Source organism: Brasilonema sennae CENA114 (assembly GCF_006968745.1).
In the GTDB taxonomy this organism is placed as follows: domain Bacteria; phylum Cyanobacteriota; class Cyanobacteriia; order Cyanobacteriales; family Nostocaceae; genus Brasilonema; species Brasilonema sennae.
Genome location: NZ_CP030118.1, coordinates 1154477 through 1169627, shown reverse-complemented (window position 1 = coordinate 1169627; position 15151 = coordinate 1154477). Strand labels below are relative to the sequence as shown.

Annotated in this window: 6 protein-coding genes and 2 rRNA genes; 4 read left to right on the top strand and 4 right to left on the bottom strand. The window is 42.6% G+C overall.

The window, feature by feature from the left end; all coding sequences use genetic code 11:
* Positions 1-136: 136 nt before the first annotated feature.
* The 3 genes from DP114_RS04915 to DP114_RS04905 all read left to right on the top strand — a co-directional run bounded on the left by DP114_RS04915 (position 137) and on the right by DP114_RS04905 (position 5346).
* A 23S ribosomal RNA gene (locus DP114_RS04915) occupies positions 137-3023 on the top strand.
* 95 nt (positions 3024-3118) lie between these two features.
* Positions 3119-3236, top strand: a 5S ribosomal RNA gene (rrf, locus tag DP114_RS04910).
* A 229-nt stretch (positions 3237-3465) separates the two neighbouring features.
* Positions 3466-5346, top strand: a complete 1881-nt coding sequence (locus DP114_RS04905) for an ABC transporter ATP-binding protein (RefSeq protein WP_169265049.1) — start codon at positions 3466-3468, stop codon at positions 5344-5346.
* Positions 5347-5414: 68 nt separating this feature from the next.
* On the opposite strand, the gene DP114_RS04900 is transcribed toward DP114_RS04905, so the two are convergent.
* The 4 genes from DP114_RS04900 to DP114_RS04885 form a co-directional block, all read right to left on the bottom strand.
* Positions 5415-5624 carry a hypothetical protein gene (locus DP114_RS04900; protein ID WP_169265028.1) on the bottom strand — a complete coding sequence of 70 codons (210 nt, stop codon included), beginning with the start codon at positions 5622-5624 and terminating at the stop codon, positions 5415-5417.
* Between the two features lie 54 nt (positions 5625-5678).
* A complete protein-coding gene (locus DP114_RS04895; RefSeq protein WP_169265048.1) occupies positions 5679-6833 on the bottom strand; it encodes a hypothetical protein in 1155 nt (384 codons plus the stop codon).
* 101 nt (positions 6834-6934) lie between these two features.
* A complete protein-coding gene (locus DP114_RS04890) occupies positions 6935-10351 on the bottom strand; it encodes an acetate and sugar kinases/Hsc70/actin family protein (RefSeq protein WP_171975591.1) in 3417 nt (1138 codons plus the stop codon).
* Positions 10352-10711: 360 nt separating this feature from the next.
* Positions 10712-13282, bottom strand: a complete 2571-nt coding sequence (locus tag DP114_RS04885; protein ID WP_171975590.1) for a dynamin family protein — start codon at positions 13280-13282, stop codon at positions 10712-10714.
* Positions 13283-13676: 394 nt separating this feature from the next.
* On the opposite strand from DP114_RS04885, the gene DP114_RS04880 reads away from it, so the two are divergent.
* The gene (locus DP114_RS04880) at positions 13677-15116 is read left to right on the top strand and encodes a response regulator (protein WP_171975589.1); all 1440 of its coding nucleotides are present in this window, start codon (positions 13677-13679) and stop codon (positions 15114-15116) included.
* Positions 15117-15151: the final 35 nt, after the last annotated feature.

Genomic DNA, 15151 nt, shown 5'->3' with positions numbered 1-15151 from the left:
TCTTGTGATTGAAAGCAAGAATGCTGGGGCATTTCCAGCAAAAGAACCTTGAAAACTGCATAGAAACGCGAAAAATGTCAGGTAGTTAACTGTTATTAACAGTTAAAACTCCAAGCAAAAAGCAATGATTGTTTGTAGTCAAGCAATGAAAGGCGAATGGTGGATACCTAGGCACACAGAGGCGAAGAAGGACGTGGTGACCGACGAAACGCTCCGGGGAGCTGGAAGCAAGCATAGATCCGGAGATGTCCGAATGGGGCAACCCCAAGAACTGCCTGTTGAATATATAGACAGGAAAGAGCCAACCCAGCGAATTGAAACATCTTAGTAGCTGGAGGAAGAGAAATCAAAAGAGATTCCCTAAGTAGTGGTGAGCGAAAGGGGAAAAGCCTAAACCAAAAAGCTTGCTTTTTGGGGTAGTGGGACAGCAACAAGGAATCCTTATGTTAGACGAAGCAGCGAAAAACTGTACCAGAGAAGGTGAGAGTCCTGTAGTCAAAAACAAAAAGATACTAGCTGTATCCCGAGTAGCATGGGGCACGTGAAATCCCATGTGAATCAGCGAGGACCATCTCGTAAGGCTAAATACTACTGTGTGACCGATAGCGAAACAGTACCGCGAGGGAAAGGTGAAAAGAACCCCAATGAGGGGAGTGAAATAGAACATGAAACCATTCGCCCACAAGCAGTGGAAGTCCGATTCAACGGATGACCGCGTGCCTGTTGAAGAATGAGCCGGCGAGTTAAAGGCACTGGTAGGTTAAGGTGAAAAACTGTAGCCAAAGCGAAAGCGAGTCTGAAGAGGGCGCGAATCAGTGTTTTTAGACCCGAACCCGGGTGATCTAACCATGTCCAGGATGAAGCTTGGGTAACACCAAGTGGAGGTCCGAACCGACCGATGTTGAAAAATCGGCGGATGAGGTGTGGTTAGGGGTGAAATGCCAATCGAACCCGGAGCTAGCTGGTTCTCCCCGAAATGTGTTGAGGCGCAGCGGTTGTGATTATAGTCTGGGGGTAAAGCACTGTTTCGGTGCGGGCGGCGAAAGCTGTACCAAATCGAGACAAACTCAGAATACCAGATGTACACACAACCAGTGAGACGGTGGGGGATAAGCTTCATCGTCAAGAGGGAAACAGCCCAGACCACCAGCTAAGGTCCCCAAATCATCGCTAAGTGGCAAAGGAGGTGGGAGTGCACAGACAACCAGGAGGTTTGCCTAGAAGCAGCCACCCTTAAAAGAGTGCGTAATAGCTCACTGGTCAAGCGCTCCTGCGCCGAAAATGAACGGGACTAAGCGATGTACCGAAGCTGTGGATTTTAGTAAAAAGTTATCAGTTATCAGTTATGAATGAACCAAAAGTTTGTAATAACTGTTAACTGGTAACTGAGAACTGAACTGGTAGGGGAGCGTTCCGTATTAGGAAGAAGCACTAGCGGCGAGCAGGTGTGGACGAAACGGAAGTGAGAATGTCGGCTTGAGTAGCGAAAATATTGGTGAGAATCCAATACCCCGAAACCCCAAGGGTTCCAGAGCCAGGTTCGTCCACTCTGGGTTAGTCGGGACCTAAGGCGAGGCGGAAACGCGTAGTCGATGGACACAGGGTCAACAATCCCTGACTATTGAGTGGGAGCATTTGCAGTGCGCATGAAAGTAAGCTACGCCCTGACTGGATTGGGAGACTTCTACGGAGGTCGTGTAGTTATGTTAGTGCCAAGAAAAGCTGTGAATGTGATGAAAGCTCAGTACCCGTACCCGAAACCGACACAGGTGGGGGAGTAGAGAATACTAAGGGGAGCGAGATAACTCTCTCTAAGGAACTCGGCAAAATAGCCCCGTAACTTCGGAAGAAGGGGTGCCCACGTGAGTGGGTTGCAGTGAAGAGGCCCAGGCGACTGTTTACCAAAAACACAGGTCTCCGCCAACTCGTAAGAGGAAGTATGGGGGCTGACGCCTGCCCAGTGCCGGAAGGTTAAGGAAGCTGGTCAGCCGAAAGGTAAAGCTGGCGACCGAAGCCCCGGTGAACGGCGGCCGTAACTATAACGGTCCTAAGGTAGCGAAATTCCTTGTCGGGTAAGTTCCGACCCGCACGAAAGGCGTAACGATCTGGGCACTGTCTCGGAGAGAGACTCGGCGAAATAGGAGTGTCTGTGAAGATACGGACTACCTGCACCTGGACAGAAAGACCCTATGAAGCTTTACTGTAGCCTGGAATTGGGTCCGGGCTTGGCTTGCGCAGGATAGGTGGGAGGCATTGAAGCATTCCTTGTGGGGAGTGTGGAGCCAACAGTGAGATACCACTCTGGCGAAGCTAGGATTCTAACCCGTTTCCGTGATCCGGAAAGGAGACAATTTCAGGTGGGCAGTTTGACTGGGGCGGTCGCCTCCTAAAAGGTAACGGAGGCGCACAAAGGTTCCCTCAGCACGGTTGGAAATCGTGCTTTGAGTGTAAAGGCAATAAGGGAGCTTGACTGCAAGAGCAACAACTCGAGCAGGGTGGAAACACGGTCTTAGTGATCCGACGGCACAGAATGGAATGGCCGTCGCTCAACGGATAAAAGTTACTCTAGGGATAACAGGCTGATCTCCCCCAAGAGTCCACATCGACGGGGAGGTTTGGCACCTCGATGTCGGCTCATCGCAACCTGGGGCGGAAGTACGTCCCAAGGGTTGGGCTGTTCGCCCATTAAAGCGGTACGTGAGCTGGGTTCAGAACGTCGTGAGACAGTTCGGTCCATATCCGGTGCAGGCGTAAGAGTATTGAGAGGAGCCCTCCTTAGTACGAGAGGACCGGGAGGGACGCACCGCTGGTGTACCAGTTATCGTGCCAACGGTAAACGCTGGGTAGCCATGTGCGGAGCGGATAACCGCTGAAAGCATCTAAGTGGGAAGCCCACCTCAAGATGAGTACTCTCATGGCATTAGCCAGTAAGGTCACAGGCAGAACACCTGTTAATAGGTGGGAGGTGTACACGCAGTAATGTGTTCAGCCGACCCATGCTAATAGACCGAGGGCTTGACTTCAACAACAATTGCTAATCGCGTTTCTGTGCAGTCTTCAGGGTTTGAAAAAATTCAAAATCAACTAGATTTGAATTTTGAATTTCCCCCAAGGTTTTCCTGGTGTCAATGGCGCGGTGGAACCACTCTGATTCTATCCCGAACTCAGGTGTGAAACGCTGCAGCGGCGACGATAGTAGGTGGGTAGCTGTCTGCGACAATAGCTCGATGCCAGGATTTGATTTCAACTAACAACAAAAGGGTGTTGCGCTATATCGCAACACCCTTTTGTTCGTTGACATCCAAACCTCTATCCACAAAATTTCTCTAAATAACCGCTACATTCTTTCTTTAGTGCGTTGACATCGTTCAATCCAGACGAGATCTAAAGGTAAAGTATCTCTAAAGTATTGAGGGTAGAAATGCGAACACTTTAGGTTGTAAAAATTAATATAATGCTCTTATGATGAGCACCTCCAAACCTCGGAAAAAATCTGACACAGGTTACCGTCGGCGTGAAAATGACTGGCGGTTATTTTTGCGTCTACTACCTTATGCCCGCCGTCGTGGGCGATTGCTAGCGCTTGCTATGTTACTGTTGGTGCCAATAGCGGTTGCTAATGCTGTGCAACCACTGCTTATTGGACAAGTTATCTCCCTGATTCGCCAAGAACCAAGCACCTATGAGTTTCTCAGAAATCGTCCGTTGTCACAAGGGCTAAATATCATCGAAGTCTTGTTGCTGATAACGGTAAGTGTACGACTGATATTTACAGGTTTTCAGGGTTATTTGGTACAAAAGCTAGGTCAGCAAATCACTGCTGAAATTCGTCGAGACTTGTTTCATCATGTCACATCCTTGGCGGTGCGTTTTTTTGATAGAACACCCGTAGGAAAATTAATCACCAGGCTCACCAGTGATGTGGAAGTATTAGGAGATGTCTTTTCCACTGGAGCTATAGGGATTGTGTCAGATTTATTTTCTATGCTGGTGATTCTCAGCTTTATGTTTTCTATGCAGTGGCAACTTGCTTTTTTGCTATTGATGGTTCTCGTACCAATAACAGGTATTATAGTCTACTTACAAAAGCAGTACCGCAAAGCAAACTATAAGGCAAGAGAAGAACTTTCTGGACTGAATTCTCAGTTACAAGAAAATATTATTGGCATCAATGTCGTACAATTGTTTCGACGAGAAAAATTCAATGCAGGGTTGTTTCGTTTTGAAAATGAACGTTACATCAACGATGTAGATCAGACTATCTTTTATGAGTCAGCAGTTTCCGCAACCCTTGAATGGATTGCCCTGATAGGTATCGCAGGCGTTTTGTGGGTGGGCGGTTATTTACTACTGCAACAAAGCTTGACTTTTGGAACCTTATCTGCATTCATCTTATATGCCCAGCGCTTATTCGATCCATTACAACAGTTTGCGGAAAAATTCACTGTTATTCAAGCTGGTTTCACCGCGATAGAACGCGTGAGTGAAGTTTTGGATGAACCGATAGAAATACGGGATCGCGCTAATCCCAGATTCTCAATTTTGGATTCTCGCTTGGGTTACATAAACGAAATAACTGATAATTCGGAATTCCCAATCGAAAATTCCCAACCTGAATTGGGAGAAATCCGGTTTGAACACGTCTGGTTTGCGTACAAAGATGATGATTATATTATCAAAGATTTGGACTTTACCATTCATCCTGGTGAGAAAGTCGCGTTAGTAGGTCCCACAGGTGCGGGCAAAAGTTCTATTATCCGTCTTTTGTGTCGCCTTTACGAACCCAACCAAGGACGCATTTTGGTAGATGGTATAGATATCCGAGAAATCCCTCAAGCAGAACTGCGGCGTTACATGGCGGTGATTTTGCAAGAAGGCTTTTTGTTCGCAGGTGATGTCAAAAGCAACATTACCTTAGGAGATAGCTACAGTTTTGAGCAAATTCAACAAGCAGCAGAGAAAACTAACATTGCTGAGTTTATTGAACAACTGCCTCAAGGTTATGATACTCAACTTAGAGAACGAGGTACAAACCTTTCTAGCGGTCAAAAGCAACTCTTAGCATTTGCTCGTGCTAGTATTCGCAAACCAGAAATTTTGGTACTGGATGAAGCAACAGCTAGTCTGGATGTAGGAACGGAAGCTTTGATCCAAGAAGCTTTAGACAAACTGTTAGTAAAACGTACTGCGATCATTATTGCTCACCGCTTGTCCACCATTCGTGATGTGGATCGAATTTTCGTACTCAAGCGCGGAGAATTAATAGAACAGGGAAGTCATGAACAGTTGCTGGAACAAGGAGGAATGTACGCGACTTTGCACAATTTGCAGATGTTAGGAACTTGACGTCTGTGGCTATGTGTAAACACGCCTTCGTTATCCAAAGAACCTAATAAATCGCTTACTATTCCAACTCATGTCACCAAATCAAGTGTAAACACGCCTTCGTTATCCAAAGAACCTAATATTTTTATACCCAGGGAAGCCTGATTTTTTGGAAAGGAAGCGATGGTTAGCTGAGAATGGGGCGACAAGTTATTACTTTTAGGAATTCGGGGAGTGGTGCGATGGTAGGGAGTGCGCGCCCCTTTGGGGCGATCGCGCAAAGCAAGAGATGCAATCATGCGTATCGCTTTTCATATCACATCCAGCAATAGCCTAACAAGAAAATCCCTTACTCAAGAAGAACGAAAAAGAACTCTTCCTGGAAGCACCTCATCATTAATCTTGGCATAAACCCGCAAACATGCAGACACCTCGCCGCGCACTCCACCAATATCTAATTGCAAGTCGTCCTTTGACCAATTAAAAACATCAGCATAGGTTCCCCATAATGGACGAATTTGCACATGATAGCCAGCATGACGAGTTTTCTCAACCATTGAGTCCAGAGTACGCCGTGCTTCTTGTTGCAATTTACCCCACCAAGAATAACGTTCAGCACATGGCAAATACACCAAAGAGTGTATTGCTTCATCTAAATCTAGTCTGGCACGCAAAGCAACAACTGGATCGACATTATCAGCAGTGGTTTGTACCCGGCGAAAACGGTCTATCAGTGCTGTAATATATTTAGACTTTTCTCGTTCATCGTTTAAAGACCTCACACCGAATCTATCAACACTTTTGAGCGCATGGTACAAAGATGAATCGAGTTCAAGAAATTTCAGATAAATAGAAACTACTGCAGCTAACAAATCAAGTTCACCATCGTGTCTTTGCACCATTAATCGTGGATCAAAATCAACTTGGTCTGATAAGTATAAGCCAGTCGCTTCTACCTTCCCTTTCAAACCAGGATAGATATATTCATTGCGGATCAAAGGTAGTGATAAGTGCGATCGCCTATCTTCTGTTGCGCCCAGTTGACTTGCTTGTGTTAACATTTGCTCTTGCCAAATATGAGCTATCTTCTCAGGAACGCGTAAAAGCAAACGTTGCATCTCGTTCCACAAATCACTATCATGAGTGCTGAGAATTTGGTAATCCCCGATATAATTTGATATTTCTCGGTCAGATAGCAAAACTTCACTCAGTTGTCTTAATTTGAGTTCGTCTTTTACTTCACTGCTGACTGGTTCTAACACATCTTCCCAACAAGAATTCTCCTGTGAGGACAAGACAGTTTTCTCACTCAAAGTCTCCTGTTGAAATGCTTCTTGCAAAAGTATATCTAATTCCCTCAGCAATTCTTGACAAGCAGTGCTTCCTGGATCTGTAGTTGCTGTTTTTAAAGCTTCCTGTAATTGAGTCCGCAATCCGTGCAAACTCAACCGCAGTACCCAAGCTAAATTTGAGTTGTCAATTTTTAATAACTTGCTGAGGTGCTGCATATATCCTCCGTTTTGAGTTTCAAATTTCTCTCGTTCCCAAGTTCTCCACACTGAACAGTGAACAGGGACTGATAACTGTTCACTGTTCACTGATAACTGTTTCAATGTTCTCCAGAAAACGGATCACGTTCTGCCTTTACATCGTTAGGCTGTGGTTGGAGATTATCTCGAAAAACACATCCTTCTTGCTGAAGACATTCTGGATTTTTTGAGGTCAAATAAGGTACTTCAAATGCATGTACTTTCAGGATACCTTTTTGATTGAGAGAGACATAATATCGGCAAGGATATTCACTTTTGACTTCTGGTTCGGGTAATTCGCCAATCAATTCCCATTTATTAGATTTGGGATTGTGAAATTGAAAGTAGAATGTATGTTTACCACTCGTAGGAAAGGGAGGTAATTCACTAATTAACCCCATCATTTGTGGTTGTATAGCACCATCATCATATCGAAACACTCGCAAATTACTGCTATAGTTTTTATCCGCTTCAAATACGACAGTATGAGCATCTGTTTTGAGAGCATTTGCCGATTCAGCGACATTTACAGCAATATCACATACCACCTGAGCATCATCAGAAATAACATTTGGTATTCCTATAACTTTCGCCGCATCAAGACAGGGAATATTTACAGGAATTAAATAGTGAGGATTTCCCCGACAAAGTAGTAAATCAATATCAAGCTTTTGATTAATTTCAAACTGGACTTTGATAGAGTTTTTAAAATCTTCCTCACTCATTTCTAGTTTCTTTCTCAAAGCATCGCCGTTATAACTACCCCAAAGTTGAGGTTTGATATTCTCAAAATCCTGACGAATGATGTTGTTAGTTAACTGCATACCTTGCCAACTACTGCGGTATTTCGCCATTGCATCGTCAACTTTGAGTTGATAAAGTTCTTGACCTGACTGAAAAATTGGATCTAAAGTTCCTCCAATAACCTCTCTTTTAAAAGAACATGGTAAAAAATAAAAGAGATTTTTGACATCAATATAGAGTTGATTAGCTCCTCTACGTAGCAATTCTTTAGATTCTTTCGGCGCAAAACCCAATTGTCTTAGTTTTTCTGCAAAGCAGGCTCCAGCCGAGGTTGCAAGCTTTGTATATTCGGGTTCAAAGGTGACTCTATCTTCATTCCAAACAAAATAGTCAGACTTGCTAAAAACTCGATAAAGTTCACGTTCAACTAATTCAAGGTTGCAAGTTTTTCCAGACAGAATCAACCAGTCAACTTGCTCTTTGCTGGTTTGAGAATTTAGGGAATGGGAAAGCTTGTTTTCTAAAGCATTTTCGAGCAATCCTTGACCAATACCAACTGCTTCTCGAATCACAGGAGATACTGATCTTTCAAATTGCTGTACTGTGAGTGTTACACTTAGGTTATCAACAACTTCAGTTGATAACTCAATATCGTTTTGTTGCAGCAGTTCAGAGATTTTTTGTCCATCAAGAATGAAGATAGGTTCGGGTGCATCTTGTTGGCGTTTTTGACCTAGTGCTATTTTTGCATTTTCTGCTTGTTCCCAAAGAGTGTAGAAAGTTTGTGCGCGAGATGATGAATATTTCCAGCGAGTGGGAAGTACTTTTTCGGCTGCATTTAAAGCATCTTTGTAAGCATCGCCTTCTCGAATTTCTTTATCTACACAACCCAACAAGCTACCGGGTAAGAATTTGCTGTTATTAAGAAAGCGATCGCTCAACTCTTCTGGCTGCACTTTCAACGCATCTTTTGGCAAACGTTCTTCAGTTACGGCTGTGAGTAAACAGTCTGCGATCGCCGCCTTCAACAACAAAAACAACCGCAAAGTAATCAACTCCCCTCCCAACTGCAAATGTCCGGAAGAACCTAATAATTTAGGAGTTAATTTATAATACCGTCCACCGTCGCCTCGGTCTTCCCCAGGTTCAAAAGGATTAATTTCTTCCAACGTCAGGCGAATAAGTGCTAAATCAGTGGTTCCGCCACCAATATCCAAAACAAGGACATTTTGCCACCATTTATCCCCATTGTAACGGCAACGGGTTTTGAAAGATTCAATCCCCACATTCAAATCACCGCCAAACTCTCGCCATAAAAAGAAGATGGCGACCGAAATCGCTTCGTCATAAGCCATCTGCACATCTTCGATATCCAGTTGTTTCACCAGCTTCTCAATCTCGCGGCGCACAAATGGTGAGGCGATCGTTGGGTAAGTCACCACTGCACGGTAAAATTTACCCTCAGAACACTTACCTGGGTAACGTTGACGATAATTCTGCGTCAGCGAAATCAGCTCAGCATAAGCAGCTTGAAGGAGCTTGTTAACCTCAATTGTATCTTCTTGATCATCTAGTGTAATTTTAAAAGAACGTTCTTGACCAAAATAGCGCTTGGGTGAGTGGAGGAACCTCCCTTCAATTTCCTCCCCATTTCCAATCGTGTCTAATCTGTGCTGTCTAGATTGTTCACCCAAGACAACTTTCACCTTTGCGGAGTCATCTTTTGACAAAGAAGGTTCCAGATTAACAACTTCTAACTCACTAGGAATTTCATTAAGACGACGGTCTTTATCCAATTCTACTGGAATCAAACTTTGCCATTCCAGGGGTGGTACGCGGAAAACTTCGTGATATATTTGATTCAACCGTTGACTAGCAGCCCGACGAAACCAACCGAGGCGTTTACTCAAACAAATTTCTATCTGTCGGATAGCTTCCAACAACTTAATACTCTCAACACCTCGAAAAAGTTGTTCTCCTAAATTCTTGTTCACAGAATGAGGAACTGAAACAAAATCCTTACTCAATTCAGTTAAAAACTTTTGCCATTCCTGTTCCCAAGCACTCCGACTGATACCCGGTACATCATCCACAGGACGCTGATTTAACCATAGTGCCATACGTTCCCGTAGGCGAACCTCTTGCTCGCTAGGTAAACTATCTGGAGTGACAATGACTTTGGGATCGTAGAGTGTAACTGTAGAATTAGAGGTGCCGAAATCGATAGCAAACCAGCCTGGATAGGTAATTTCTGGCTTTTTGCTTTCTTGAGGTGATTGGGGTTTGTAAAAAGGTTCTGGTAGTGGCAATGGTAGCGTATCTCTCACTGACATTTGTATTACGGTATCTTCAATACCTGCATAAGTCCATATATTGCACTCAGCCGTAGAGTTTTTGCTCGTAGATAAATTAGGATTACCTATTTCATCCGAATCAAAATACTCAACAATGACTTGCAAAGTGCAATTCACACCTGCTGGTAGTGGTTCATTCCACCTACACTCAGTTTGCTTTAATCGCTGTGGTGTAGAAAGTCTCAGAAATCTACTAGCGCTAAAGTTAACACTTTTATAAGCAGATTGTAATTGTGCTGCTAACTTTTCTGGCGTTCCACTGACAACAATATCAATTTTGGAGATATGAGGTAAATTAAAACTCTCAGTAGGTTTTATTTCAATAACTGGCAGAAGTAATAACTCATCATCTTTCGTACGCAGTTGGTAGCGGTTTAAAAGCTCAATTTTTACACCCATCTCATGTATTCCCTGAAATTTAAATATAGTTAGTCGTTAGCAATTAAACCTCAAGCAATCTTGAAAAACATGTAATTAGAAACATCCCTTCTCATATCTTTAGCCAGAAGTCTATTAAAAAATTACTACAGCTTCTTCCTCTTTTCTTTCTTCGCGACCTACCCTATGGCTGACGCCACGCCTTACGGCTATCGGGAAGCCACTGAGTCCCAAGGGGACACGCTGGGCGTTCGCCCTCTGGGCGTGCGCTTGCGCTTACGTGTCTATGCGCTCTTTGCGGTTTGTTTTTATCTTTTTTGTTCACTAGCTATCTGGAATTGCTGTAGTATTATTGTTAACAACTAACAACTAACCAATTAACTAATGACTCATCTCCTGTGGATAAGAAATTGTTGGAATTTGAGAAAGAGTTTCTAACCACGGTGGAACAGGAGTCGAGGTTTCCTCTTGTGCAGATGCTATGTATCTGAGTAAAGGTTCATTTTTCGACTTTAAAAGTTCTTGCAAATTATCTACAATTTCTTTCAACGCTCTCGAAAAAGAAGATTTTACCTGTTTAGTTAACTGACTCACATACTGCACAAGATGCAACCCTGCACTAGCAGTTATTTCATCTCGCAGTCGCAAAACGGCAATTTGGTGATTGAATGGTCTAGGGGGAACACGAAACTGTTTATCAGGACTCCAGTCAAAGATTTGACCATTTTGATGCTTGTCGTCCTTGCGTGCTAAAGGGAATAAAATGTCAGCATTAATAGGAGCAGCACTACTAGCCAGTCCACTGTGTTGAATGATCAGATTTTGCCATTTCTTAGCAGGATCAACACCACGCAAGAGATTTCTGAAAAAGCGGACTTGACTTTTTCCAAATTTTTGTTCAATTTGCTTTTCCTTTTCTGGTAGCAAAATTGAACTGAGTTTTTCGCGTTCTAGTTGTACATCAGTAGATAATTTATTGAATAAGTCTGTTACAGCCTCTGTGGTTTGCTCATGGGCAAAACCTTGCATCTCTTTAACAGTGTTGACAAATGCTGCATAAAAATCATCGCTTTTTGTCGGAATAGTATCGTCCACTTCATCTTCATCAAAAATGCTTTCACTTTTGCTTAGAGATATTGTGCCATTTTGGGTTCGATCAAAAAGCAAAGTCCATTCGCTCCAATCAAAGAAGATTTTATTTGTTAATTCATTTTTTACAACTTCGCTCACCGCTATACTATGACGGTTTTTTAAAATCGGCTGCTTCTCTAAATCTTCTTGAAATCGTCTGTAGGTTGTGACAACATTCTCAATTGCTTCCCGCAGGGTGAAAAAAGTAGAACTTTCCTCAACTGGTATGTAAGCGGGGATTTCTTCAAGCAAATTGTTGAGATTATTCTGCTCTTTGCGCAAAGCCTCAGCAGCTCTTTGAGTGTCTTCTAGAAGTTGCTTCATACCATGAAGAGCAACATGTTCTTTCAGTAATGAACGTAATCTTCCAATACCACCATCTTCGGCATAGTCACTCAATTGTTTGTGTAATATACTAGAAGAAGGTAGCATTTCACTTAATTGCTGCCATTTCTGCCGCAGTTCAGTTTCCTCTGGTTTGTTGGGTTTGTCCAGTTCGCTTAAGAATTCTTTTGAGCAAACTTGTACAAGAGAAGAAAGTTCTGCGAGTTTTGTTAATCCATAAAGTTGGGACAACAAAACAATATTCTTTTTTTCTGTCGTCAAATTGTTGGCGCTGGCGATCGCCAATTTCAGAATACCGAGTTCATCAAGAACAACTTCTTCTGAAAGTAGCATCTCATACAAAAGCTCATCAATAATCCGTTCATCGCTGCTTGTCAGGGGAAGTTGATTAAAGCGCCCTACACCTACAATAATACGGTCTCTCAGGTCTTGTCCCTTATCCCGTTCTAGCATACTGCGGATTTTCGCTGCGGTTGCACCACCAGGATATCTACCGTTAAGCAGCAACAGAATAGTTTGTACATCTGTGAGTTCTCGTAAAGATAAAAAAGCATCTCGCACACCAGAGTCAGCAGATCCCAATCCTGGAAAATCTAAAAGAATAAATTCATTAGTCCCTTGTAAAGAAGACAAATCCCAAATTTCTTTTGATATTTCAACCGTCACATCTACACGACGAATCAGCGAGAAGCTATTTTGCAAATCTTGAGCTGATGGCTGTGCTAAATTCTCCCAGCGTTTGGGAGCAGGCGGCAAATGGTCAAAGCTAAGTTCTAAAATATTTATCGGCGCTTGTGCAAGTCTTAGTCCTTTGTGAGCAGTCGTGTTGTCAATTTGGTAACTTTTACCACAGATATCTTCTTTATAAGCGCTGTAGGTACGGACAAAAGCAACCAGTTCCTTAAGCACAGAGCGTAGTTCCAAACTTTGCAGCTTCCACGCTTGCTCGCACCATCTTAGGATACCGTTAATGTCAACTTCTCGCGTGGGGTGTAAACTTTTTAAAGCATCAAGCTGTGAGTCAGGAAGTTCTGTAGCTTTTGCTCGTTGCTGCGCTTCCTCTAAGATAAAGCGCAGACACTCTTTTACTCCTTCATTAGAAAGATATTCAACTGTAAACTTGCCAAGTTTCGTTGTTTGAAAGTTTGGTTGTTGAACAAGGTGGATAGCAGTCACATTTCCTGTCGTGGGGGTTTCACTGACTGGTAAAGCATCTGCGTAACCAATCAAACTGCCTAAAAGTAAAGTTTTTCCACTACTGAATTCCCCCATGATACCGATTTTGACTGGCGAGGATGCAAGTTGCACCGTTCTTTGAGCAGACTGCTGAAGGCGCTGGATACTTTCATGAAGATTACTAGGAACCCAACTTTCTTGAGGAGGTGGGTTTTGTGAAACCAACTCAAGGCTTTGGATGACAGATTCCCCATACTCTTTGTAGCGGCGCAATTTTTCTACTGCTATATCGCTGTTCATATAATTTGCTGATTCCGAACTCAAATAATTTTTCTGTTGTATCTTATGTTTTTACATAAAAATTTCCAGTTTACCAATTTCAGCAATTTGTTCCTTCTATCATGGCAGTAGTATAGCGAGCTTATGTAGCTGAGCGACTGCTTGTGATCCAAAATCACACTCATTCTAAGAGTGAAATGAGTTAATTTGCTTAAGACTTTCTTCATAATTCTTTAAAATTTGATTGTTTTTACGTAATATTGCTGATCTATCATTGGAATAACATTTGTCTACCACAAGTATTGAGCCGAAGTATTGCTGTTTAGCAGTAAAAACCGAAACCTAATATATTAAAAACCACTGGGTGCAACTTCCAAGAGAAAATAAGTAACTTTTCATGAAGGAAAATTGCCTAATGCAACCAGTCCCTCCAAGCTTCACGAATATTGCTCAAAGCTTAGCAGCGTTAAGTCAGCAACGAGCTAGTGGAGAACTAATTTTTTCATCAGGGGCTAACGAGTGGCATCTGTATTTCTTCTTAGGACGTTTGCTATATGCTACGGGAGGAGTTCACCGTGTTCGACGTTGGTATAGAGCACTAAAGCAAGATTGCCCTAACTTGATATTTGATGCTCGTAATTTGAAAGAGAATGAACTGTGGGAATATCACTTACTGAACGAAAGTATTAATAAAAACCAGATAAGTCTGACGAGTGCAAAAAGTATTATTGAAAAAATAGTTGAAGAGGTTTTATTTAGCTTAGTAGCTCATTCAGACTTGAAAAGCGTTTGGTTGCCTAAAAAACTGTATCCTATTGCCCTAATAGAAGTAAATCAATCGTTATACACAGCCCTTGATCTGTGCAAGCAATGGCGAAACATGGGTTTAGGAACACTTTGCCCTGACATGGCACCGATTTTTAAACAATTTACTTCTGAACAAAATTTAAAAATCTCTAAAACTCTCTTCCGTCTCAGGCAACTCATTAATGGTGAAAACACAATTTGGGATATCGCCTTACACACCAGACAAAGTGTGACAACTGCGGCAACAATTGTACAGGATTTAGCCCATCAGGGTGTTATAGAACTCTTAAACGTCCCAGACTTAAGAGTTCCCAGAGCAACGATATCAGCGCCCTCCAGGCAAAAACAAACCCAAGCTTCAGCTGTTTTAGTTGGGAACAAAACACATACTTCATCGTCTCAAATCTTACCCAACCCCTCAACAAAAACTGACTCCCATCAAACTCCAAAGTTAATGGGACTGAGTACGGATAACACTACTCCTGACTCTATCTTTGACTCTCCAAAAATAGACTTGATTCAACCTAAAGAGATTACCTCCTTTCAAACTCCAGAGTTAACGGAACCGAGTAAGGAGAACAATCGCCCTCAGTCAACCTTTGACTCTCCAAAAATAGAATTGATTCAACCTAAAGAGACTGCCTCAATAGTCGCCTACATAGATGATAGCCAAAGCGAGAATCTCATAATGAGCGAGATTCTAAAGCTAGCTGGCTATAGGTATGTCAATATTCAAGACCCAGTCACAGCACTGCCAATTTTGCTAGAGTACAAACCAAATCTCATTTTCTTAGACTTAATCATGCCGATCGCCAACGGGTATGAAATCTGTACTCAAATTCGCCGCGTATCAGCTTTCAAAAATACGCCAGTAGTTATTGTTACTAGCAGTGACGGTATAATTGATAGAGTGAGATCAAAGATAGTTGGCTCCTCTGGCTTTTTAGCAAAGCCCATTACCAAAGAAAAGGTACTAAAAGTTTTACAGAAGCATCTACCAACTCCTCTGGCTGTGCAATCAACTCATCTACAAACAGTTCAAGTTTAGTTTTTAGATAAGTAGATTTCTATCCAATTAAATTC